This is a genomic window from Halomonas sp. MCCC 1A13316 (assembly GCF_014931605.1).
In the GTDB taxonomy this organism is placed as follows: domain Bacteria; phylum Pseudomonadota; class Gammaproteobacteria; order Pseudomonadales; family Halomonadaceae; genus Halomonas.
The window spans coordinates 4,155,167-4,174,512 of record NZ_CP053382.1 but is presented as its reverse complement, the minus strand read 5'-3'; the positions used below and the strand labels follow the sequence as shown (position 1 = coordinate 4,174,512).

20 protein-coding genes and 3 tRNA genes are annotated in these 19,346 nt (G+C 65.0%); 14 read left to right on the top strand and 9 right to left on the bottom strand.

Annotation, left to right across the window (positions count from 1 at the left end; genetic code table 11):
* Positions 1-52 precede the first annotated feature (52 nt).
* From radA to mnmH, 3 genes are read left to right on the top strand one after another with little or no spacing between them, the layout of a single operon-like run.
* A complete protein-coding gene (gene radA / locus HNO52_RS19420) occupies positions 53-1,429 on the top strand; it encodes a DNA repair protein RadA (protein WP_197566814.1) in 1,377 nt (458 codons plus the stop codon).
* Positions 1,430-1,483: 54 nt separating this feature from the next.
* A complete protein-coding gene (selD, locus tag HNO52_RS19415; protein WP_197566813.1) occupies positions 1,484-2,521 on the top strand; it encodes a selenide, water dikinase SelD in 1,038 nt (345 codons plus the stop codon).
* Positions 2,518-3,639: a tRNA 2-selenouridine(34) synthase MnmH gene (gene mnmH, locus HNO52_RS19410; protein WP_197566812.1), complete on the top strand. Its 1,122-nt coding sequence runs from the start codon at positions 2,518-2,520 to the stop codon at positions 3,637-3,639. The genes selD and mnmH overlap by 4 nt, the downstream gene beginning before the upstream one ends.
* A gap of 6 nt (positions 3,640-3,645) precedes the next feature.
* Here mnmH and HNO52_RS19405 read toward each other — a convergent pair whose 3' ends face one another.
* Positions 3,646-4,341: a type 1 glutamine amidotransferase gene (locus tag HNO52_RS19405; protein WP_197566811.1), complete on the bottom strand. Its 696-nt coding sequence runs from the start codon at positions 4,339-4,341 to the stop codon at positions 3,646-3,648.
* A 48-nt stretch (positions 4,342-4,389) separates the two neighbouring features.
* On the opposite strand from HNO52_RS19405, the gene HNO52_RS19400 reads away from it, so the two are divergent.
* Together HNO52_RS19400 and HNO52_RS19395 are read left to right on the top strand one after the other, a co-directional pair.
* Positions 4,390-4,683 carry an MGMT family protein gene (locus HNO52_RS19400; protein WP_197569308.1) on the top strand — a complete coding sequence of 98 codons (294 nt, stop codon included), beginning with the start codon at positions 4,390-4,392 and terminating at the stop codon, positions 4,681-4,683.
* 52 nt (positions 4,684-4,735) lie between these two features.
* The gene (locus HNO52_RS19395) at positions 4,736-5,326 is read left to right on the top strand and encodes a YjaG family protein (RefSeq protein ID WP_197566810.1); all 591 of its coding nucleotides are present in this window, start codon (positions 4,736-4,738) and stop codon (positions 5,324-5,326) included.
* 18 nt (positions 5,327-5,344) lie between these two features.
* Here the strand turns inward: HNO52_RS19395 and HNO52_RS19390 are convergent, their stop codons facing one another.
* The 5 genes from HNO52_RS19390 to hisB all read right to left on the bottom strand — a co-directional run bounded on the left by HNO52_RS19390 (position 5,345) and on the right by hisB (position 8,785).
* Positions 5,345-5,812, bottom strand: coding sequence for a hypothetical protein (locus tag HNO52_RS19390; protein ID WP_232090404.1), 468 nt, complete (start codon positions 5,810-5,812; stop codon positions 5,345-5,347).
* Positions 5,813-5,890: 78 nt separating this feature from the next.
* Positions 5,891-6,664: an imidazole glycerol phosphate synthase subunit HisF gene (gene hisF, locus HNO52_RS19385; RefSeq protein ID WP_197566808.1), complete on the bottom strand. Its 774-nt coding sequence runs from the start codon at positions 6,662-6,664 to the stop codon at positions 5,891-5,893.
* Positions 6,665-6,667: 3 nt separating this feature from the next.
* Entirely contained in the window at positions 6,668-7,426 is a 759-nt protein-coding gene (gene hisA, locus HNO52_RS19380) for a 1-(5-phosphoribosyl)-5-[(5-phosphoribosylamino)methylideneamino]imidazole-4-carboxamide isomerase (protein WP_167117554.1), read from the bottom strand.
* A gap of 93 nt (positions 7,427-7,519) precedes the next feature.
* Positions 7,520-8,161, bottom strand: a complete 642-nt coding sequence (gene hisH, locus HNO52_RS19375) for an imidazole glycerol phosphate synthase subunit HisH (protein ID WP_197566807.1) — start codon at positions 8,159-8,161, stop codon at positions 7,520-7,522.
* 30 nt (positions 8,162-8,191) lie between these two features.
* Complete coding sequence (hisB, locus tag HNO52_RS19370) at positions 8,192-8,785, bottom strand: imidazoleglycerol-phosphate dehydratase HisB (protein WP_197566806.1); 594 nt, start codon at positions 8,783-8,785, stop codon at positions 8,192-8,194.
* 188 nt (positions 8,786-8,973) lie between these two features.
* Here hisB and HNO52_RS19365 point away from each other — a divergent pair, with 188 nt between their 5' ends.
* The 7 genes from HNO52_RS19365 (at position 8,974) to HNO52_RS19335 (ending at position 13,612) form a co-directional block, all read left to right on the top strand.
* Positions 8,974-9,429: an acetyl-CoA sensor PanZ family protein gene (locus HNO52_RS19365; protein ID WP_197566805.1), complete on the top strand. Its 456-nt coding sequence runs from the start codon at positions 8,974-8,976 to the stop codon at positions 9,427-9,429.
* Positions 9,426-11,774 (top strand): AsmA family protein, encoded by a 2,349-nt coding sequence (locus tag HNO52_RS19360; RefSeq protein WP_197566804.1) that lies wholly within the window; start codon positions 9,426-9,428, stop codon positions 11,772-11,774. Before HNO52_RS19365 ends, HNO52_RS19360 begins: the two co-directional genes overlap by 4 nt.
* Positions 11,775-11,848: 74 nt before the next feature.
* Positions 11,849-12,940, top strand: coding sequence for an A/G-specific adenine glycosylase (mutY, locus tag HNO52_RS19355; protein WP_197566803.1), 1,092 nt, complete (start codon positions 11,849-11,851; stop codon positions 12,938-12,940).
* A 31-nt stretch (positions 12,941-12,971) separates the two neighbouring features.
* Positions 12,972-13,244 (top strand): oxidative damage protection protein, encoded by a 273-nt coding sequence (locus HNO52_RS19350; protein ID WP_197566802.1) that lies wholly within the window; start codon positions 12,972-12,974, stop codon positions 13,242-13,244.
* Positions 13,245-13,336: 92 nt separating this feature from the next.
* Positions 13,337-13,412: transfer RNA gene (locus HNO52_RS19345), tRNA-Phe, on the top strand.
* A 6-nt stretch (positions 13,413-13,418) separates the two neighbouring features.
* Positions 13,419-13,493 (top strand) — tRNA-Gln (locus tag HNO52_RS19340).
* 43 nt (positions 13,494-13,536) lie between these two features.
* Positions 13,537-13,612 (top strand) — tRNA-Thr (locus HNO52_RS19335).
* 126 nt (positions 13,613-13,738) lie between these two features.
* Here the strand turns inward: HNO52_RS19335 and HNO52_RS19330 are convergent.
* Positions 13,739-14,278: a YqhA family protein gene (locus tag HNO52_RS19330; protein ID WP_197566801.1), complete on the bottom strand. Its 540-nt coding sequence runs from the start codon at positions 14,276-14,278 to the stop codon at positions 13,739-13,741.
* A gap of 246 nt (positions 14,279-14,524) precedes the next feature.
* On the opposite strand from HNO52_RS19330, the gene thpD reads away from it, so the two are divergent.
* Together thpD and HNO52_RS19320 are read left to right on the top strand one after the other, a co-directional pair.
* Positions 14,525-15,517, top strand: coding sequence for an ectoine hydroxylase (gene thpD, locus HNO52_RS19325; RefSeq protein WP_232090402.1), 993 nt, complete (start codon positions 14,525-14,527; stop codon positions 15,515-15,517).
* A 108-nt stretch (positions 15,518-15,625) separates the two neighbouring features.
* Positions 15,626-16,291: a fumarylacetoacetate hydrolase family protein gene (locus HNO52_RS19320; protein ID WP_197566800.1), complete on the top strand. Its 666-nt coding sequence runs from the start codon at positions 15,626-15,628 to the stop codon at positions 16,289-16,291.
* A gap of 92 nt (positions 16,292-16,383) precedes the next feature.
* Here HNO52_RS19320 and speA read toward each other — a convergent pair whose 3' ends face one another.
* Both speA and HNO52_RS19310 read right to left on the bottom strand, forming a co-directional pair.
* Entirely contained in the window at positions 16,384-18,306 is a 1,923-nt protein-coding gene (gene speA, locus HNO52_RS19315) for a biosynthetic arginine decarboxylase (RefSeq protein WP_197566799.1), read from the bottom strand.
* Positions 18,303-19,265, bottom strand: coding sequence for a homoserine kinase (locus tag HNO52_RS19310; RefSeq protein WP_197566798.1), 963 nt, complete (start codon positions 19,263-19,265; stop codon positions 18,303-18,305). The genes speA and HNO52_RS19310 overlap by 4 nt, the downstream gene beginning before the upstream one ends.
* Positions 19,266-19,346 lie beyond the last annotated feature (81 nt).

Below are 19,346 nucleotides of genomic sequence, written 5' to 3'. Positions count from 1 at the left end.
GCGTTTACAGGCCTGTTAGAATGGGTCGAACCGAAGCCGAAGAGAGGCCAGCATGGCCAAAGCGAAGAGTGCCTACGTCTGTACCGAGTGCGGGGCGGAGTATCGCAAGTGGCAGGGGCAGTGTTCGAGCTGTCTGGAATGGAATACCCTCAGCGAGGTACGGCTGGGCGCCCCCCGCCCGGGCGCGGCGTCTGCGAGCGCCGCCGGTCGCTCGGGCTACGCCGGTAGCCTGTCGAGGGAGGTCGTGGACCTGGGCAGCGTCGACCTCACCACGGTGCCACGGCTTTCTTCCACCTTCGGTGAATTCGACCGAGTGCTGGGCGGTGGCCTGGTGCCGGGCTCGGCGGTGCTGCTCGGGGGGAACCCGGGGGCTGGCAAATCGACCCTGCTGCTGCAAACCGCCTGCAAGCTGGCTCAGGCGCGCAAGGTACTGTATGTCACCGGGGAGGAGTCGCTCTCTCAAGTGGCGATGCGGGCGCATCGCCTGCAGTTGCCCTCCCAGGGTCTCAAGATGCTGGCCGAGACCAGCGTAGAGACGGTGCTCGCCGTGGCCGAGCGTGAGCACCCCGAGATACTGATCATCGACTCGATCCAGACCATGCACCTGGAGGACATCGCCTCGGCACCCGGCGGCGTAGCTCAGGTGCGTGAGTCCGCTGCGGTGCTGACGCGCTTTGCCAAGCAGTCCAATAGCGTGCTGCTGCTGGTGGGCCACGTGACCAAGGACGGCACCTTGGCCGGCCCCAAGGTACTGGAGCACATGATCGATGCTTCGCTGCTGCTCGAGGGGGGCGCCGACTCGCGCTTCCGCACCCTGCGCGGGCAAAAGAATCGCTTCGGTGCGGTCAACGAACTGGGCGTGTTTGCCATGCTCGAGCACGGCTTGAAAGAGGTGAAGAATCCCAGCGCCATTTTCCTTTCTCGCAGCGAGGAGCAGGCCTCGGGTAGCCTTGTGATGGTAGTTTGGGAGGGTACGCGACCGCTGCTGGTGGAGGTGCAGGCCCTGCTCGACGAGTCGGCGCTGGGCAACCCGCGGCGGGTCGCGGTGGGTCTCGATCAGAATCGCCTGGCCATGCTGCTGGCGGTACTGCATCGCCACGGTGGGTTGTTCACCGGTGACCAGGACGTGTTCCTAAATGTCGTTGGTGGGGTCAAGGTGCTCGAGACCAGTGCCGACCTGGCTGTGCTGCTCGCCGTGGTGTCGAGCTTGCAGAACCGTCCCCTGCCGCGAGAGCTGGTGGCCTTCGGCGAGGTGGGGCTTTCCGGTGAGATTCGCCCCGTGCCCAGTGGCCAGGAGCGCATCGTCGAGGCGGCCAAGCACGGCTTCACCCGGGCTATCGTGCCGCGGGCCAATGCGCCGAAGCGAGCCCCCGAGGGAATGGAGGTGGTGGCGGTGGACAAGCTGGCCGACGCCCTCGAGGCACTGTGAGGCAAGGACGTCCCACTGCGGTAGAATGACGAATGAACTGCCAAGGAGAACGAGATGAGCGCGATTCGCCTGACTCAATACAGCCATGGTGCCGGTTGTGGCTGCAAGATTGCCCCTGACGTACTCGACAGTATCCTGGCCAAGGCCGGTCCGGGGGCTACCCATTCGCGTCTGATCGTGGGCAACCAGGGCCGCGAGGATGCGGCCGTGTACGATCTGGGTGATGGCCGCGGCATGATCGCCACTACCGATTTCTTCATGCCGATCGTCGACGACCCCTTCGACTTCGGCCGCATTGCCGCCACCAACGCCATCAGTGACGTCTACGCCATGGGCGGCAGGCCGGTACTGGCACTCGGCATCCTCGGCTGGCCGCTGGACAAGCTGGGGCCGGAGATCGCCGGCGACGTGGTGGCAGGTGCCCAGGGCGTGTGCCGCGAGCTGGGCCTGGCGCTGGCCGGCGGACACTCCATCGACGCGCCGGAGCCGATCTTCGGCCTTGCCGTCAACGGCCTGGTCGATCTCGAGCACCTCAAGCTCAACAAGGGCGCCCAGGTCGGCGATCTACTGTTCCTGACCAAGCCGCTGGGCGTCGGTTTCCTGACTACCGCCGAGAAGCAGGGGCTGCTCGAGTCGGGCCATCAGAATCTGGCCCGCGAGACCATGCTCAAGCCCAATCAGATCGGCATGGCGCTGGCCAAGGTCAAGGGTGTAAATGCCATGACCGACGTCACCGGCTTCGGCCTGGCGGGCCATCTCACCGAAGTGTGCCAGGCCAGCGGTGTGGCCGCACGCATCGACTTCCGCCGCCTGCCGCGGCTGGCCGAGGCCGAAGCCTATCGGCGCCGCGGCGCGGTGCCCGGCGGCACCCACCGCAACCGCAACGCCCTGGGGACGGCGCTCAAGGACATGGACGAGCCGCACTGGCAGTGGTTGTGCGATCCGCAGACCTCCGGTGGGCTGCTGCTCTCCGTCCACCCCTCCTGGGAGGACGACGTCGAGCGCATCGGCCGTGAACATGGCATCGAGCTGGTACCGTTCGGTGAAGTGGTCAAGGCCGAAGGCCAGGCCCTGATCGAGGTGCGCGGGTGAACCTGCCCCTGATCAAACCCGACCTCTCCCTGCTACGCCAGGGGCGACCGCTGATCGACGTGCGAGCGCCGGTGGAGTTCGCCCAGGGCAGCCTGCCCGGTGCGACCAACCTGCCGCTGATGGACGACGAAGAGCGTCGCCTGGTGGGCATCGAGTACAAGCACCACGGTCAGCAGGCTGCCATGGAGCTGGGCCAACGGCTGGTCAGCGGGGGAATCAGGGCGTCACGCATCGCTGCTTGGCGACGCATGGTCGAGGCACATCCCGATGCGGTGATCTACTGCTATCGCGGCGGGCTGCGCTCGCAGATTGCCCAGCAGTGGCTGGCCGAAAGCGGTCTGACGCGGCCACGCATCCATGGCGGCTGGAAGGCGATGCGCCAGACGCTGTGCCAGCGTATTGACGCGGCGGCCGGTCAACCGCTGCTGGTGGTCGGTGGGCTGACCGGCTGCGCCAAGACGGCGCTGATCCAGGCACTGCCCAACGGACTCGATCTCGAGGGCTGCGCCCGCCACAAGGGTTCGGCCTTTGGCCGGCATCCGCTGCCGGCACCCAGCCAGATCGATTTCGAGCATGCCATGGGCCGGCGCCTGCTGGAGCTCTCCGGTCCGCTGGTGGTGGAGGACGAGTCGCGCCATATCGGCGCGGCTAACGTGCCGCTCACCTTCTGGCGGGCGATGGAGCAGGCCCCTCGGATACGGGTGGAGATGCCTCTCGACTGGCGTCTGGCGCAGATCCACAAGGACTATATCGATGACCTTTGGGCGATCTATCGCCAGCAGTTCGGCGAATGGCTGGGCTGGACGCTGATGCGCAAGCAGCTCGCGAGTGCGCTGGCGCGATTGAAGAAGCGCCTGGGCCAGGCCCGGCTGGCTCGCCTCCAGCGGCTGCAGCAGCTCGCCTTCCGCGAACACGAGCGAGGCAATCGCCAGGCTCATGAGGCCTGGCTCGCACCGCTGCTTACCGAGTACTACGACCCCATGTACCGTCATCAGTTGGAAAAGCGTGACCCCGGTCGCTTCCTCCATGTTGGCGACTGGGACAGCTGCCTGGGAGCCGCAAGAGCGTGGACGAAGGAGGCAGCGCGGCAGCTTGCCGAACAGCCTCAGCTGGCCTGAAGCTTCTTATGCCGGAGCGCTGCGGATCCACTGGCTGAGCAGGCGGTCGAGCAGCGGCGCCAAGTGGTCGAAGCGCCTGGCATCGGCCAGGATGCTCTCGGCGGGCTGGGCATGAGGGCTGGTCTCGCTGCCTTCCGGCCTCTCGCTGTTGGCCAGCAGTTCGTCCACGCTGGCACGCGTGACCTCGAGATGACACAACAACCCCAATGCCCGTCCGGCATCCCAGGCGAAGCCTTGTACCGGACTGCCAACGCTGCCGCCCAGCGGCAGGGCGTCGTCGGGCAGGGCGAAGACATCGCGATGCCACATGAAGGCAGCGAAGCGTTCCGGCAGGTCGAAGGGGCTCTCGGCAGCCAGGGTCACCTCGTGCCAGCCGACCTCGGCAAAAGTGCCGCGGCCCACCGTGGCGCCAAGCTCGGCGGCAATCATGCGGGCGCCCATGCCGATGCCGAGCAGCGGCTTGTTGCCGTCCAGTGCTTTGGCAATCAGCTTGCGCTCGCGCTTGAGCCAGGGGTAGCGTTCGTCGTCGAATGTGCCCATGGGGCCATCGAGCAGAATCAACGCATCGCCGTCGGCCAGGCTGGGGGGCGCTTCACCCGCATGGAGATGAAAGACGGTATGGCTGTGTCCCATGCTGGTCAGCCAGTCGGCGATCCGCCCCGGGCCGTGATGCGGGCTGTGCTGAAGAAGGTGAAAATGCATGGCAACCTCGCCATTCAGGGTGATACGGAAGGGGGAGCGGCAGCGTACATGAAACCGGTATTGCGAGAACAGATCCTGACCATCCTGGCCGCGATACCGCCGGGGCGGGTAACCACCTATGGCCGTATCGCCGCCATGACCGAGGGAGGTACGCCGCGGCTGGTCGCTCGGGCGCTGCGCGAGCTTCCCGACGACCATGGCCTGCCATGGTTTCGTGTCATCACTGCGTCGCGCCGGGTGGCCGACCATCCCGGCAGCATGGAACAGCGCCAGCGGCTGATAGCCGAGGGGGTGTTCTTCGATGCGCGAGAACGAGTGGCGCCGGAAGCGCTATGGCCATGAGCCTACGACTTCCCATGAACTTCATCTGACCGTCATTTCACTAGGAGTATCCATGAGCCAGCCAACAGGGGGCTTCCACCAGCGGCTCCAGGCGCTTGCGGCGCACCAACGACAGGCCTTCATGGCGGCGTTGTGCGAACGGTTATTAACCAACTATGCGCTCTATGCACAGATGACAGGAACGGGAAACCCGGCCGGGGTGAGAGCAATTCTCGATCTGGTATGGGAGCAGCTCAGCGTACGCGAGGCGCGTATCGATTTCGAGCGGCAGGCCGAGAAGCTCGCTGAGCTCGAGCCGCCGGCCGATGATGACAGCTTCGGTGCCCGCCGCGCCCTGGAAGTGGTGGTCGCCTTGGCTTCGCTGCTCGATACGCTGCGCGGCGAAGCTCCCGATGCCGTGCTCGAGGTCAGTCGCATCTCCAAGAGTGGCGTGCGTGCCTTCATTGAAATGACCGAGAGCGAGGAGGATGCCAGCAAGCTTTCTAAGCTGGTGCGCGAGCATCCGCTCATGGCGGACGAGAACGACTTTCAGGATGCGGTGCTGGAAGCGGCAGAAAAGCCCCTCGACCGTGATGCACTCAAGGCGCTGCGGCGGCTAGGGCGTAACGATGGGGTGAGCAATCTCGGGCTCGAGGCGGGGTAGGCGCTAGACGACCGCCGCCTAGAAGCGGATGCCGCCGATGATCATGGCGCCGGCGGCGCCGAAGGCAATCAGGTCGGTCTCGAAGCGCCCCCATTGCAGGCCCAGGCTGGGTAGAGCGGCCGGTGCCGTGCCATAGCGGTTGAAGGGGATATTGTCCTGATGTTCGCCACGGTAACCGTGCAGCAGGCCGGCCGTCAGCTTGGCGCGCACGGTGAGGTTGTCGCGCGGCTCCCACAAGGGAAACTCACGGCCGGCATATAGGTAGACGGCTTCCTGATCGAAGGAGTTGAGGAAGCGGGCGCCACCGATCAGCCAGCGCTGCGGGTTGTGCAGCTCGAGTCCGATCAGGTCCTGCTGGTCATTGTGATCGGGCTCGGGCTCGAAGTGGCGCGTGTAGAGACTGGTCTGCAGCAGCACATGATCGACTTCAAACAGTGGTGGCCAGATCGGGTTCTGTCCGGCCCGCAGCGCTGGGGGAGCCAGCATGAATGCAGCGAGAGCGATAAAGCTCCGGCGCATGGCGCCTTTACAAGAAATCCGCAATGTCACTCTCTTTGGCCCCTGCTACAGGCGCATCTCGATGCCATGCTCGGCCATGTAGCGCTTGGCCTCGGGAATGGTGTACTCGCCGAAGTGGAAGATGCTGGCGGCGAGTACCGCATCGGCGCCACCCTCTATTACGCCGTCCACGAGATGGTCGAGATTGCCGACGCCACCGGAGGCGATCACCGGCACCGTCACGGCGTCGCTGATCGCACGGGTCACGCCGAGATCGAAACCGGCCTTGGTGCCGTCGCGATCCATGCTGGTCAAGAGCAGCTCGCCGGCGCCGTACTCCACCATCTTCTTTGCCCACTCGACGGCATCCAGTCCGGTGGGGCGTCGCCCGCCGTGGGTGAAGATCTCCCAGCGAGGCGTCTCTCCTTCGGCCGAGACACGCTTGGCATCGATGGCAACGACGATGCACTGGCTACCGAAGCGCTCGGCGGCTTCGCGCACGAAGTCGGGATTGGTGACCGCCGCGGTGTTGATCGAGACCTTGTCGGCACCGGCGTTGAGCATGGTGCGGATATCGTCGCAGGTGCGTATGCCGCCACCCACGGTCAGCGGAATGAACACCTCGCCGGCGATACGCTCGACCATCTCTACCGTGGTTTCGCGGTCCTCATGGCTGGCGGTGATATCGAGAAAGGTGATCTCGTCGGCGCCCTGCAGGTTGTAGCGCTGGGCGATCTCCACCGGGTCGCCGGCGTCTCGGATGCCGATGAAATTGACGCCCTTGACCACCCGGCCGGCGTCGACGTCGAGACAGGGGATGATGCGCTTGGCCAGTCCCATGATTCAGCTCCCGGCTCGATCGAGCCCTGCAGTCAGTTGGTCGCACAGCTTCTGGCCTTCGGCCACGTCGAGGCTGCCTTCGTAGATGGCGCGGCCGGTGATGGCACCGAGGATACCCGGCTCGCCCGCTGCCACCAGCGCGCGCAGATCATCTAGATTGGTCACCCCGCCCGAGGCGATCACCGGCAGGCCACCCTGGCGGGCAAGAGCTGCCGTGGCTTCGACGTTGACGCCATTCATCATGCCGTCGCGGGCGATGTCGGTGTAGACGATGCTGGAGACGCCGTCATCGGCGAAGCGCTTGGCCAGGTCCACCGCCTTTACCTGGGAGACCTCGGCCCAGCCGTCGGTGGCGACGAAGCCGTCACGGGCATCGAGGCCGACGATCACGTGGCCGGGAAAGGCGCGGCACATCTCGCCGACGAAATCCGGCTCCTTGACCGCCTTGGTGCCGATGATCACGTAGGAGACGCCAGCAGCGAGATAGTGCTCGATGGTCTCGGCGCTGCGGATACCCCCGCCGATCTGGATGGGCAGCGTAGGCCAGCGACGGGCGATGGCGGTCACCGCCTCGCCATTGATCGGCTTGCCTTCGAAGGCGCCGTTGAGGTCGACCAGGTGCAGCCGGCGCGCGCCGGCCTCGACCCAGCGGGCGGCCATGGCCACCGGATCGTCACCGTAGGTGGTGGCATCGTCCATTCGCCCCTGCTTGAGGCGGACGCATTGACCGTCCTTGAGATCGATGGCGGGAATTACCAGCATGTCGTGTCCTCTCTGGTGCGCACGGGGCACCGTGTTGTCGGGCGGCCTGGCCAGCAACGCACGATCGATGCGCCGGCATGGCCTGGTGCAGCGTCAGGGTACCCAGGTAACGAAGTTTTCCAGCAGCTTGAGTCCGGCTCGGGAGCTCTTCTCCGGGTGGAACTGCACGGCGAAGGTGGCATCGCGGCCCACGGCCACGTGGGCATCGATGTGCCCATAGCGGGTAGTGCCGAATACGCAGGCGTCGTCTTCCGCCGCCACGTAGTAGCTGTGCACGAAGTAGAAGTGCTCATCCTGATCGATGCCCTTCCAGAGCGGGTGCTCATGGTGCTGGTGGACCAGGTTCCAGCCCATGTGGGGCACCTTGAGGCGCTGTTCGTAGTCGTCGACCATATCGGTGGGAAAGCGCTTCACTTCGCCGGCGAGAAAGCCCAGGCAGGGAATGCCGCCGCTCTCCTCGCTGTGGTCGAGCAGCATCTGCTGGCCGACACAGATGCCCAGCAGCGGCTTGCTCTGCCTGGCCAGCAGCTCCTGTACCAGCCCTCGCAGCTCGGTCTTCTCGAGTTCGCCCATGCAGTCGCGGATCGCCCCCTGGCCGGGCAGGACCAGGCGGGTAGCGCCCTGGATGCGGCGCGGGTCGCGAGTGATGACCACGTGTTCATGGGTCACATGCTCCAGCGCCTTGGCAACCGAGTGCAGATTGCCCATTCCGTAGTCGATGACGGCAATGGTCATGGCGGCTCCTCTCAGGTTCGGTCGAAGGCGTTACAGGCAGCCCTTGGTGGACGGCATCTGACCGGCCATGCGCGGATCGGGCTCCACGGCCATGCGCAGTGCGCGGCCGAAGGCCTTGAAGATGGTTTCCGCCTGATGATGGGCATTGAAGCCCTTCAGGTTGTCGATATGCAGTGTGACACGGGCATGATTGACGAAGCCCTGGAAAAATTCCCAGAACAGCTGGGTATCGAGGCGGCCGATGGTGGCACGGGTGAACTCGACGTTCATGAACAACCCCGGGCGACCGGAGAAGTCGATGACGACCCGTGACAGCGCCTCGTCGAGCGGCACGTAGGCGTGACCGTAGCGATGGATGCCACGTTTGTCGCCGATGGCTTGCTCGAAGGCCTGGCCGAGGGTGATACCGAGGTCCTCGACGGTATGATGATCGTCGATGTGCAGGTCGCCCACTGCCTTGATGTCCAGATCGATCAGGCCGTGGCGCGCCACCTGATCCAGCATGTGATCGAGGAAGGGAACGCCGGTCTCGCAGTTCAGCCGCCCCTCGCCGTCGAGGTTCACGGTGACCGTGATCTGGGTCTCCTTGGTATCACGGGTTACCGTGGCGATTCGCTCGGACATGTCGGACTCTCTCTGGCGCTGGTGCGCGTCGCATGGTGTGGGCCCGGCACGGCCGCAGGCGGCTCCGGGCGGGCAAGTCGCTGCGCTTGCCGTCATGTGGGTCGACCATTATAGAGAATCGTCACCCCCATCCGCTACAATGCGCCCATCACAGCGGCGGCGCCATGCTGCAGCCCAGGGAGACCGCCATGCCGGTAACGCTTCATCTCGTAGACAAGACCGTATGGGCGTCCGACCCTCAGGTGCGACACGATCTGCAGCGGATCTATGCCGATGCACCGGCCGAGCGCCTGCCAGTGCCAGTGGATTCCTTTCTTCGCGAACACCTCGAGGCCGGGCACCTCTTTGGCTGCGCGCGCTTCAACGATCGCCTGCTAGGGGCGGTGGCAGTAAGAATCGACGATCAGGCCTGGTGGCTCTCGGAGCTGTGTGTGCGCAAGACCACCCGGCGGCGCGGCGTCGGTTCGCGGCTGCTGGCACTGGTCAGCGATGCGGCACGCACCACGGGTAAGGAACTCCGCACCCTCTCCTCGCAGCTTCCGGTCGCCGACCAGGTTCTGCTGACGCGCCTGGGGTATCGCCTGGATATCACTGGTGACTATTTCGTATTGGCTCCACCGCTGCAAGGAGGCGGTAACACATGAAACGACTGTTGCAGATGCTGCTGGCTGCCATCGGGGTACTCGGTGTGGTGGTGGCGGCGGCCGTGGTCTACGTCACGACCTTTCTCGACCCCGAGGACTTCAAGCCGCGCCTGGTCGAGGTGGTGCGCGAGCAGAGCGGGCTGGAGCTGACCCTGGACGGCCCGCTCTCCTGGTCGTTCTACCCGCGTCTGGGGGTGAGCGTGGAGCAAGCCGAAGGCCGCCTTCCTGAGCAAAGTGCCGAAGACCAGCCCTTCCTTGCCCTCGCCCATGCCGAGGTCAGCCTTGCCTTTGCACCGTTGCTGCGCGGTGAGATCGCCATCGAAGGGCTGACACTAGACGGAATGCAGCTGCGCCTGGCTCGCGACGAGGAGGGGCGCGGTAACTGGGAAACCCTGTTGCAGCGTCTCGACGAGGGCCGCGAAGGCGCCGAGTCGGTGCTGGCACCGGCCAGCGCCGGGCCCAACCGAGAGAGCGGCAATCTGGCCGTGGCGCTCAACGTCGCCAGCGTCCAGGTGCGCAATGGCGCGGCGACATACCGCGATCTGGCATCGAGAACGGAGTGGTTGATCGAGGAACTCAACCTTTCCGGCACCAACGTCAACCCCCAGCGCGCCTTTCCGTTCAAATCCTCCTTCAAGCTGAGATCGTATTCCTCCCTCGACTGGCGGGAGCTGGAGCGTAGCCCGGCCTTGGCGAGCGACGTTTCTTTCGAGGGGAGAATGCGGTTGGCCCTTGCCGAGAGCCGCTACGTTCTGGAGGGGCTGAAACTCAGTTCCGCAAGCCTGCTGGCGGGCATCGAGAGCAGGCAGCAGATCGACCTGAGCGGACAACAGCTCACTCTGGACTTATCGCAGCAGCGGCTGCAGCTTCAGGAGGGGCGGCTCGAAGCCGGATTGCAGCACCCGGCTTTGGGAGAGGGCCCCTTGCCGCTGGTGCTGGCCATGGCAGTGGATGCCGATCTGGCCGAGAATACGGCACAGTTGCGCGACCTGCAGTTGACCGGGCCTGATGACCTGCGCCTGAGCGGGCATCTGAACCTCGCCGACCTCGTACAGTCGCCCACCTATAGCGGACAGATCAGCATCGCGCCCTTCTCGCTGCGTCCATGGCTATCGCGCCTGGGCAAGATGCCCCAGATGGCGGATCCCCAGGCCCTCTCCGACGTGGCTTTGACCAGCCCCGTGCAAGGCGATCTGGAGCATATCGAGCTGGCGGGCCTGACCATGGTGCTCGATGGCAGTACCTTCACCGGCGAGCTGAACGCCGGCTTCGACGGCAAACTGCTCGACTTCGAGCTGCAGGGCGATAGTCTCGACCTGGACAGCTACCTGCCGCCTGCCGAGCCCGCCGACCAGAATGCCGCGCGAAATGATTTTTTGTTTATCTCAAAGGCCCATGCCGACGACACGGCCGAGTTGGTCCCCGCCGAGTGGCTGGCGCAACTGAACTTGAATGGGGCGCTGGACCTGGCGCAGCTGCACCTGTCGGGGCTCGACTTCACCGAGGTGGGGCTGGCCCTGTCCGGCGGAGATGGCCGGCATCGCCTCGAGCGCTTCCGTTCGGTCTTCTATGACGGCGAGCTGAGCGCCAGCGGAGCTCTCGACCTGACCCACGAGCCGATTCGCTGGCAATTCAACCCCAGCCTTGAACGGGTACGCCTGGAGCCGCTGCTTCAGGCGCTGAGCGAGGACGATAGCCCCGCGCCTCTGCGTGGTCGGCTCACGCTCGGCGGCGAACTCGAGACGCGTGACAACAGCTGGCCGACGCTCAAGCGCAATCTCAACGGACGTCTGGCGGGACGGATCGACGAGGGCGCCATACTCGACGTCAATGTGTCACAGGAGCTGTGCTCGTTGGCGGCTGCGATCGAGGGGCGCGAGACGAGCCGCGACTGGAGTGCCGATACGCGCTTCGAGCGCGCCGAGGCGAGCCTGCGCATCAACGATGGCGTTGCCCGCAGCGAAGACATCCTGGTCCTCATTCCCGGTATCGAGCTGGGCGGCACCGGCGAGCTGGACCTGGGCAGCGAGCGCTTCGATCTGCGTGCCGCGGCTCGCTTCGTCGACGGGGCCGATACCGCCTGCCCGGTCAATCAGCGCCTGGAGCGATTGCCGCTGCCGGTGCGCTGTAGCGGAGAGCTGTCCGGCGACAGCGGTGAATGGTGTCGCTTCGATCGGGAGGCGTTTCAGGGGTCGCTGGCCGAGCTGCTGCGTGACGAAGCCTCCCGGCGTGCCGGCGATGAGCTGGAGGAGCGCCTCGAACGCCCTCTCGAGAAGCTCGAAGAAAGTCTGGGCGAGGGAGCCAGCCGGGAACTTCGCGACACTCTGCGTGGTCTGTTGAACTGATGACCCAACAAGCCAGTCCCTGCGCCGACTCACAGTCGGCGCTTTTTTTCGTCACGTCTGTGTGAAGGTGGTTCATGCGCGAAATGCCTGAGCCGGTTCTTGAAGCCGCCGAATTCCAGCGCCGCCTGCTGGACTGGTTCAATCGTCACGGTCGCCACGACCTGCCTTGGCAATGCCAGCGCACACCCTACCGGGTCTGGGTTTCCGAGATCATGCTGCAGCAGACCCAGGTGGCGACCGTCATTCCCTATTTCGAGCGCTTCATGGACCGCTTTCCTACGCTTGCAGAGCTCGCCGAGGCCTCTCAAGACGAAGTGCTGCATCTGTGGACCGGGCTTGGCTACTACGCCCGCGGGCGCAACCTGCACAAGGCGGCGCAGCGGCTAATGGCCGAGCACGGCGGTGAGCTGCCGGTGGCAAGCCTCGAGGCCCTGGCCGGGCTGCCCGGCATCGGCTGCTCCACAGCCGGGGCGATCATCGCCCAGAGCACCGGCCAGCGGGCGGTGATCCTGGATGGCAACGTCAAGCGCAGCCTGTCGCGGCTGCACGCCGTGGAAGGCTGGCCGGGGCGGCCAGCGGTGGAGCGCAGGCTGTGGGCGCTGGCCGAGCACTACACACCCGAGGAAAGGGTAGTCGACTACACCCAGGCAATGATGGACCTCGGCGCCACCTTGTGCCGGCGTGGAACGCCCGAATGCAGTCGCTGCCCGTTCGTCGACGTCTGCGTGGCTCACGCACGCGGCGAGCAGCGCCGCTTTCCCGAACCCAAGCCCAAGAAGGCACTGCCGACACGCACCACGCTGATGCTGGTCTTGCAGGATAGCGGGGGCCGGGTGCTGCTCGAGCAGCGCCCGGCCAGTGGGCTGTGGGGCGGGTTGTGGGGCTTGCCCCAGTTCGACGATCTGGTGGCTCTTCGAGACTGGCTCGACGTGCACGCTCCCGGGGCGGCGCTCCAGCCGAACTGGCCGGCCTTCAGCCACACCTTCAGTCACTTCAAGCTAGAGATCACGCCCCAACCGGCGCGGGTCGTCGGGCTGGATTCGGTCGGCGAGGCGCGATGCTGGTACGATCCAGGCAATCCCGGGCGCATAGGTCTGGCGGCGCCGGTGAAGTCGCTGCTGGCCTCGCTCGCTCCGTTTGCCCTGGCTGCACCGGAGGGGCCTTGAGCGTCCGGCCATCTAAAAATCAGGAGATTCCATGAGCCAGACCGTTTTCTGTCGCAAGTATCAGCAAGAGCTAGAAGCGTTGCCGTTCCCGCCGCTGCCGGGAAAGAAGGGCCAGGCTATCCAGGCCAGCGTGTCGAAGCGCGCCTGGGAGGAGTGGCAGGCGCTGCAGACCCGGCTGATCAACGAGAAGCACCTCAACATGCTCGATCCCGAGGCGCGGGCCTACCTCAACGAGCAGATGGAGCTTTTCCTCGACAATCGCGAAACCGATCAGGCGGAGGGCTACGTACCGCCCGAGCGCTAGCCCGAACGGTACCGGCTGGGCCGCGGCATCTGCATGAAACGAAAGGCTTGACGCTGCACGGCTGATCTTGTTTAATACGCACCGTTGGCAGCGGCCAGATAGCTCAGTCGGTAGAGCAGGGGATTGAAAATCCCCGTGTCGGCGGTTCGATTCCGTCTCTGGCCACCAATCTGCTGGGGTATAGCCAAGTGGTAAGGCACCGGTTTTTGGTATCGGCATTCCCAGGTTCGAATCCTGGTACCCCAGCCACGCCAACCCTATCCGATCTGCAATTCGCCTGGATCGGTCCCGAGCCGGCATAGCTCAGTTGGTAGAGCAACTGACTTGTAATCAGTAGGTCCCGGGTTCGACTCCTGGTGCCGGCACCATCCTCAAGTTGGATGGCATTACGGAAAATCAGCGACTTGCAGCTATTAAAAACCGCCTCGATGGGCGGTTTTTTGCGTTCAGGCCAGACTGCCCTGCTCTCCTGGGGCAGGGACGGGGCTGGTTCCTCAGTGCTTCTGGGCAAGGTTCATCAGGTAAAGAGCGCCTGCCAGTGCCAGCACCGACAGCGCCAGATAGATGGCTTCCAGGGGCGTCTGGAAGCGAATGTCGACGACGGCGCGGAAGAATTCGATGATTACCGCGAGGATGACGACTCGGGCGATCTTGTCCTTGAGCTGATCGAAGGACTGGACGTTGAAGGGGTGTGCCGTGGCGTGCTCTTCGGCCTGCTCGATGGGCGAAACGAACAGCCGATAGACGCCGAGCCCGAAGATCAGCAGCACGATTGCCACCAGGTAGATATCCACGGCCATGACCACGCTGGGCACGACAGTGTCGTGAATGTCTGGCCCGGTCCCGACGAGATAATACCCGGCAGTGGCGAGAACCAGCTTGAGGATGTCCATGGTACCGATGATGAAAAGCGCCAGGGCAGCCGCCAGGCTGGGGATGACGGCAAGCAGCACGAGAAAGCGGCTGCTCCATAGCAAGCGTTCGAAACGCCGCTCCCAGCGGCCTTGAGGAGGGGTTGGCGGTGTCTGCGGCATGGCAGGGTCTCCTGGCTGATGAAACAGGGAGCGGAGCGAGGTGGTGACGAACCGGAGCTCAATGGAGGCACTAATGTAACAAGGCGAGCCAGGCCGATGCCATGTCGAACGCAGCACTCTTGAAAGCGCAGCGCATCGCCACTACATCAACGCTGCAAAGGTCTCTCTGAGGCCTCCCCACCACGGCTGCACGCCGTTGCACGAGTTGGGACTGAAACTGATCACGGATACACAGGAGGTGATTGGATGACAGTGCAGACTTCGTCCGACCGTAAGCTGAAGCAGGTGACCGACTATATCGGCGCCGACACCATGACCGCCCAGGTCGACAGCGTGCTCGACCGCATGCGCGACCCCTATCCTACCCGGCTGGCCAAGCCGCTCGACACTCTTTGGCTGGAGCGTCAGGAGGGTGTGGTGCGTGGTAGCGTCGACGAGGGGCCGTTGAGCCAGGCGCAACTCGACGAATTCGAGCGCAAGGGTTTTTTGTTCGAGCCCGGCTTCATCAGCGGTGAAGAGCTCGACGAGCTGCGTCGGCAACTGAGCGAACTGCTCAATTGCGACGACTTCCGCGGCCGCGACTTCAGCATCACCGAGCCCGACAGCCAGGAGATCCGTTCGCTGTTTGCGGTGCATTACCTGTCCGAGCGCTTCGCCACCCTGGCAAGCGACGAGCGCCTGGTGGGCCGGGTGCGCCAGATCCTCGGCGGTGACGCCTACGTGCATCAGTCGCGCATCAACTACAAGCCGGGCTTTGAGGGCAAGGGCTTCAGCTGGCACTCCGACTTCGAGACCTGGCACGCTGAGGATGGCATGCCGGCCATGCACGCCGTCAGCGCCTCGATCGTGCTGACCGACAACCACGAGTTCAATGGCCCGCTGATGCTGATTCCCGGCTCGCACAGGGTCTTCGTGCCGTGCCTGGGCGAGACGCCGGGGGATCATCACCGCCAGTCGCTGAAGCGCCAGGAATTCGGCGTGCCCGGACGCGAGGCGCTGCGTGAGCTGGTCACCCGCCATGGTATCGAGGCGCCGAAAGGGGCCGCTGGCGGCCTGCTGCTGTTCGACTGCAATACGCTGCACGGCTCGAATGCCAACATGTCGCCGGACCCGCGCAGCAACGTCTTCTTTGTCTACAACCGGGGTGACAATGCCTGTGTCGAGCCCTTCGCGGCACGCCGCCGACGCCCGAACTTCCTGGCGCATTCGCCGGACGAGCCATGGGCGCCGGAAGGATGATCGCATCGTCGGGTCGCGGACGATAGGATGGAACAGGGCGTATGGTGAGGTAGACTATGAGGCTTGTCGCCGAGATGCGGACGCCTAACGAGAAGGAGAAGACCCGCCATGCGCTTTGTCCCCCGTTTCACCGATGGCCAGGCGTTTTCCCACCCGCTTGGCAAGATCGTCTGCGTCGGTCGCAATTACGCCGATCACGCCAAGGAACTGAACAACCCGATACCCAGCGAGCCGCTGCTGTTCATCAAGCCGGCGACCAGTGCGGCCAGCTTCGATGCGCCCATTGAGGCCCCGTTCGCGCGTGGGGAGGTGCACTACGAGGCCGAGCTGGCGCTGTTGATCGGCGAACGGCTCAGCCACGCGACTCCCGGCGAGGCCGAGCGAGCCATCGTCGGCATCGGCCTGGCCCTCGACCTGACCCTGCGCGACTTGCAGGCGCGCCTCAAGGAGAAAGGCCATCCTTGGGAGGTGGCCAAAGCCTTCGATGGCGCCTGTCCGTTGACCGATTTCCTGCCCCTCGATCGGGTGCCGAACTGGAGTGCCTTGAGCTTCGAGCTGGAGATCAACGGCGAACTACGTCAGCACGGCGAAGGTGCCGATATGCTGTTCCCGGTTCCCACCCTGGTCGCCGAAATGAGCCGCCATTTCACTCTCGATCCCGGCGATGTGGTGCTGACCGGCACGCCCGCGGGCGTCGGTGAACTGCAGCGTGGCGCTACCCTGCGCCTGAGCCTGACCGGCGGGCTGGAGGTCAGCGGACAGGTGGCAGAATAGGCTTCCAGCGGGCCCTTTGCTTCACAAAGCGCTTCACAAAAACGCCCCTCGGCATGGCCGAGGGGCGTATCGCCATATAGCGAGTGTGCCGTTCACTCCAGGTAGGTATAGCCCTGCAGGCCGGCGGAGAGGTCGTCGAGAAACTGTGCCTGCTCCTCTGCGGAGAGGCCGCTCTCGTGCAGCTGGCCGGCGAGTCGGTCGCGCAGCACCTTGGCGTCGAAGTTGACGTAGGCGAGCACGTCGGAAACCCGGTCGCCCTGCTGGGCGTGGCTCAGCACCCAGTCGCCATTCTCGTCGAGGGCGGCATCGACGGAGTCGGTATCGCCGAACAGGTTGTGCAGGTCGCCGAGTATCTCCTGGTAGGCGCCGACCAGGAAGAAGCCCAGCAGGCGCTCCTCGTCCTCGCGCCATTCCGGCAACGGCAGGGTGGTCTCCACGCCCTGGCCGTCGACGTAGCCGTCGATACGGCCGTCACTGTCACAGGTGATGTCCTGGATCACACCGCGGCGGGTGGGCTCACGGTTGAGACCGGTCAGCGGCAGTACCGGGAAGATCTGGTCGATGCCCCATACGTCGGGTACCGACTGGAACAGCGAGAAGTTGACGAACAGCTTGTCGGCGAGCTTCTCGGCGAGTTCGTCGATGATCTCGCGGTGGGCGCGGTTGCGGCTGTCGAGTTTCTCGCGCAGGCGCGCGCAGGCGGCGAAGTAGACCCCTTCCGACTCGGCGCGCACGGTGATGTCGGCGAGCCCCATGAGAAAGCGGTCGTGCATCTCGCTCATCGCCTGGAGCAGGTCGTGCCAGGCCTCCACCAGCTCGCGCGGTTCCACCGAGTTGCCCAGCAGATCGTGCACGCGCCACAGTTCGTCCAGCTGCGGGTCGTCCTCGGCCAGGCGCGCAGGCGCCTTGTCGTTGACCCGCTCCTCGCCGATCACGTTGGCGATCAGCACCGCATGATGGGCGGTGAGGGCGCGGCCGGACTCGCTGATCAGATGTGGGTGGGGGATCTCCGCCTCATTGCAGGCCTGCGCGAAGGCGCTGACCACGTTGCGGGCATACTCGCGCATGGAGTAGTTGATCGAGCAGAAGCTGCGCGAACGGGTGCCTTCGTAATCGATGCCCAGACCGCCACCGACGTCGACGGTGTCGATCGGCGCGCCCAACGCCAGCAGGCTCTGGTAGAAGCGCGCACACTCGCGCAGGCCGACCTGGATGTCGCGGATGTTGGCGATCTGCGAGCCCAGGTGGAAATGCACCAGCTGCAGGCTGGCCAGTGAATCGGCTTCGCGCAGGCGCTCCACCACCGCCAGCATCTGGCTGGCGGTGAGCCCGAACTTGGACTTTTCGCCGCCCGTGTCCTGCCACTTGCCCATGCCCACTGAGGCCAGGCGGGCACGCAGGCCGATGCGCGGGGTGACACCGAGGTTCTGGGCTTCCTCGAGGATCAGCGGCAGCTCGGAGAACTTCTCCACCACCAGGTAGACGCGGTGGCCGAGCTTTTCGCCCATCAACGCCAGGCGGATGTACTCGCGGTCCTTGTAGCCGTTGCATACGATCAGCGAAGGACCGTCGGCGGAGAGCGCCAGCACGGCCAGCAGTTCCGGCTTGCTGCCGGCCTCGAGGCCGACCCGGCCGTGGCCGCGCTCGCGGGTGGCGAGAATCTCCTCGACCACGCGGCGCTGCTGGTTGACCTTGATCGGGTAGACGGCGGTGTAGCCGCCGATGTACTCCTCCTCGGTCATGGCCAGGTCGAAGGCCTCGCACAGCTGTTCGACGCGGTCATGCAGGATATCGCTGAAACGTACCAACACCGGCAGACGCAGGCCGGCCTCGCGTAGTTGGTCCACCAGCGGGGCCAGCGGCAAGGCAGGCCCTTCGGCCTCGCTACCCAGCGGGCGCACCAGGGCGTGGCCGCTGTCGTCGACGTCGAAGTAGCCGCTGCCCCACTGATCGATGTTCCAGGTACGGCGCGCCCGCTGGGCGGGGCCGGAGGCAGCTCCCATGGATAGGCTCATGTATTGCTCGCTTCAGGCAGGGGCAGGGCGCCATGTTTCAGGCGTGCCGTAAGAATGGTATGGAATTGCGCCGGGTCGTGTGGCGTCAGGTCGTGGGCCGGCGGGTCCACGTAGACCACCAGCAGGCGCGAGAGCCAGTAGCGCAGGGCTGTCATGCGTAGCATCGTCGGCCACACCTCGCGTTCGTCGTCTGTCAGCGGGCGGCGGGCCTGGTAGGCGCACAGGATGGCATCGTGGCGTTCGCGGTCCAGTTGCCCCTCGGGGCCCGACGCCCAATCGTTGATCACGATGGCCAGATCGAACAGCAAATCACCGGTACAGCCATTGTAAAAATCGATGATGCCACCCAGCCGGTCGCCTTCGAACAGGGTGTTGTCGCGAAACAGGTCGCCGTGCAGCGCCCCGTGGGGCAGCTCGGAGGCAGCGCCGAATACGCCCTGGTAGATTTCCACTTCGTCCTTCATCAGGGCCTGATCCTCGGGCGAGAGGTAGCCCAAGACCCTGTGGTGCATGGCCACGAGCCAGTTGAGGTCGCGTGGGTTGGGGCGGTGGCCGGGAAAATGTTGGGATACCGCATGCATGCGTCCCAGCGCGTCACCCAGGGCCTGGCACTGCATCAGGTTGGGCGCCATGGGGTGGCGACCTGGCAGCCGGGGAAACAGCAGCGAGGGCTTGCCGGCCAGGCTGTGCAGGGCGATGCCCTCGCGATCGTGCACCGGTCCCGGCACTGGCAGGCGATGCTCGTCGAGATAGTCGAGCAGATCGACGAAGAACGGCAGCTCCTCGTGTTCGCCCTGCTCGAACAGCGTCAGCACCAGCTCGCGGCGGTCGGTAGTGACGAAGAAGGTGGTGTTCTCGGTACCCCCGGCGACTCCCTCCAGGGAAACCAGGTTGCCGACGTCGAAACGCCTGAGAAACTCCGCGACCTGTGCGTCGCTCAACGGGGTGAATACGGCCATGTGTCTCTCGCCCAGGTTGCCAAGCCGCCTATTGTAGCGTCTTGGCACTTCGATGCACGTCTGCTGGACACGTTCCGGCGT

Excerpts from the sequence above, each read along its gene's own strand:
- selD (WP_197566813.1), top strand. The coding sequence starts at position 1,484 with ATGAGCGCGATTCGCCTGACTCAATACAGCCATGGTGCCGGTTGTGGC.
- HNO52_RS19390 (WP_232090404.1), bottom strand. The coding sequence starts at position 5,812 with ATGCTGGCTCCCCCAGCGCTGCGGGCCGGACAGAACCCGATCTGGCCA.
- hisH (WP_197566807.1), bottom strand. The coding sequence starts at position 8,161 with ATGACCATTGCCGTCATCGACTACGGAATGGGCAATCTGCACTCGGTT.
- HNO52_RS19310 (WP_197566798.1), bottom strand. The coding sequence starts at position 19,265 with ATGGCCGTATTCACCCCGTTGAGCGACGCACAGGTCGCGGAGTTTCTC.
- HNO52_RS19365 (WP_197566805.1), top strand. The coding sequence starts at position 8,974 with ATGCCGGTAACGCTTCATCTCGTAGACAAGACCGTATGGGCGTCCGAC.
- HNO52_RS19330 (WP_197566801.1), bottom strand. The coding sequence starts at position 14,278 with ATGCCGCAGACACCGCCAACCCCTCCTCAAGGCCGCTGGGAGCGGCGT.
- thpD (WP_232090402.1), top strand. The coding sequence starts at position 14,525 with ATGACAGTGCAGACTTCGTCCGACCGTAAGCTGAAGCAGGTGACCGAC.
- hisA (WP_167117554.1), bottom strand. The coding sequence starts at position 7,426 with ATGCTGGTAATTCCCGCCATCGATCTCAAGGACGGTCAATGCGTCCGC.
- HNO52_RS19400 (WP_197569308.1), top strand. The coding sequence starts at position 4,390 with ATGAAACCGGTATTGCGAGAACAGATCCTGACCATCCTGGCCGCGATA.
- mutY (WP_197566803.1), top strand. The coding sequence starts at position 11,849 with ATGCGCGAAATGCCTGAGCCGGTTCTTGAAGCCGCCGAATTCCAGCGC.
- HNO52_RS19320 (WP_197566800.1), top strand. The coding sequence starts at position 15,626 with ATGCGCTTTGTCCCCCGTTTCACCGATGGCCAGGCGTTTTCCCACCCG.
- speA (WP_197566799.1), bottom strand. The coding sequence starts at position 18,306 with ATGAGCCTATCCATGGGAGCTGCCTCCGGCCCCGCCCAGCGGGCGCGC.
- HNO52_RS19360 (WP_197566804.1), top strand. The coding sequence starts at position 9,426 with ATGAAACGACTGTTGCAGATGCTGCTGGCTGCCATCGGGGTACTCGGT.
- radA (WP_197566814.1), top strand. The coding sequence starts at position 53 with ATGGCCAAAGCGAAGAGTGCCTACGTCTGTACCGAGTGCGGGGCGGAG.
- HNO52_RS19405 (WP_197566811.1), bottom strand. The coding sequence starts at position 4,341 with ATGCATTTTCACCTTCTTCAGCACAGCCCGCATCACGGCCCGGGGCGG.
- HNO52_RS19395 (WP_197566810.1), top strand. The coding sequence starts at position 4,736 with ATGAGCCAGCCAACAGGGGGCTTCCACCAGCGGCTCCAGGCGCTTGCG.
- hisF (WP_197566808.1), bottom strand. The coding sequence starts at position 6,664 with ATGGGACTGGCCAAGCGCATCATCCCCTGTCTCGACGTCGACGCCGGC.
- HNO52_RS19350 (WP_197566802.1), top strand. The coding sequence starts at position 12,972 with ATGAGCCAGACCGTTTTCTGTCGCAAGTATCAGCAAGAGCTAGAAGCG.
- hisB (WP_197566806.1), bottom strand. The coding sequence starts at position 8,785 with ATGTCCGAGCGAATCGCCACGGTAACCCGTGATACCAAGGAGACCCAG.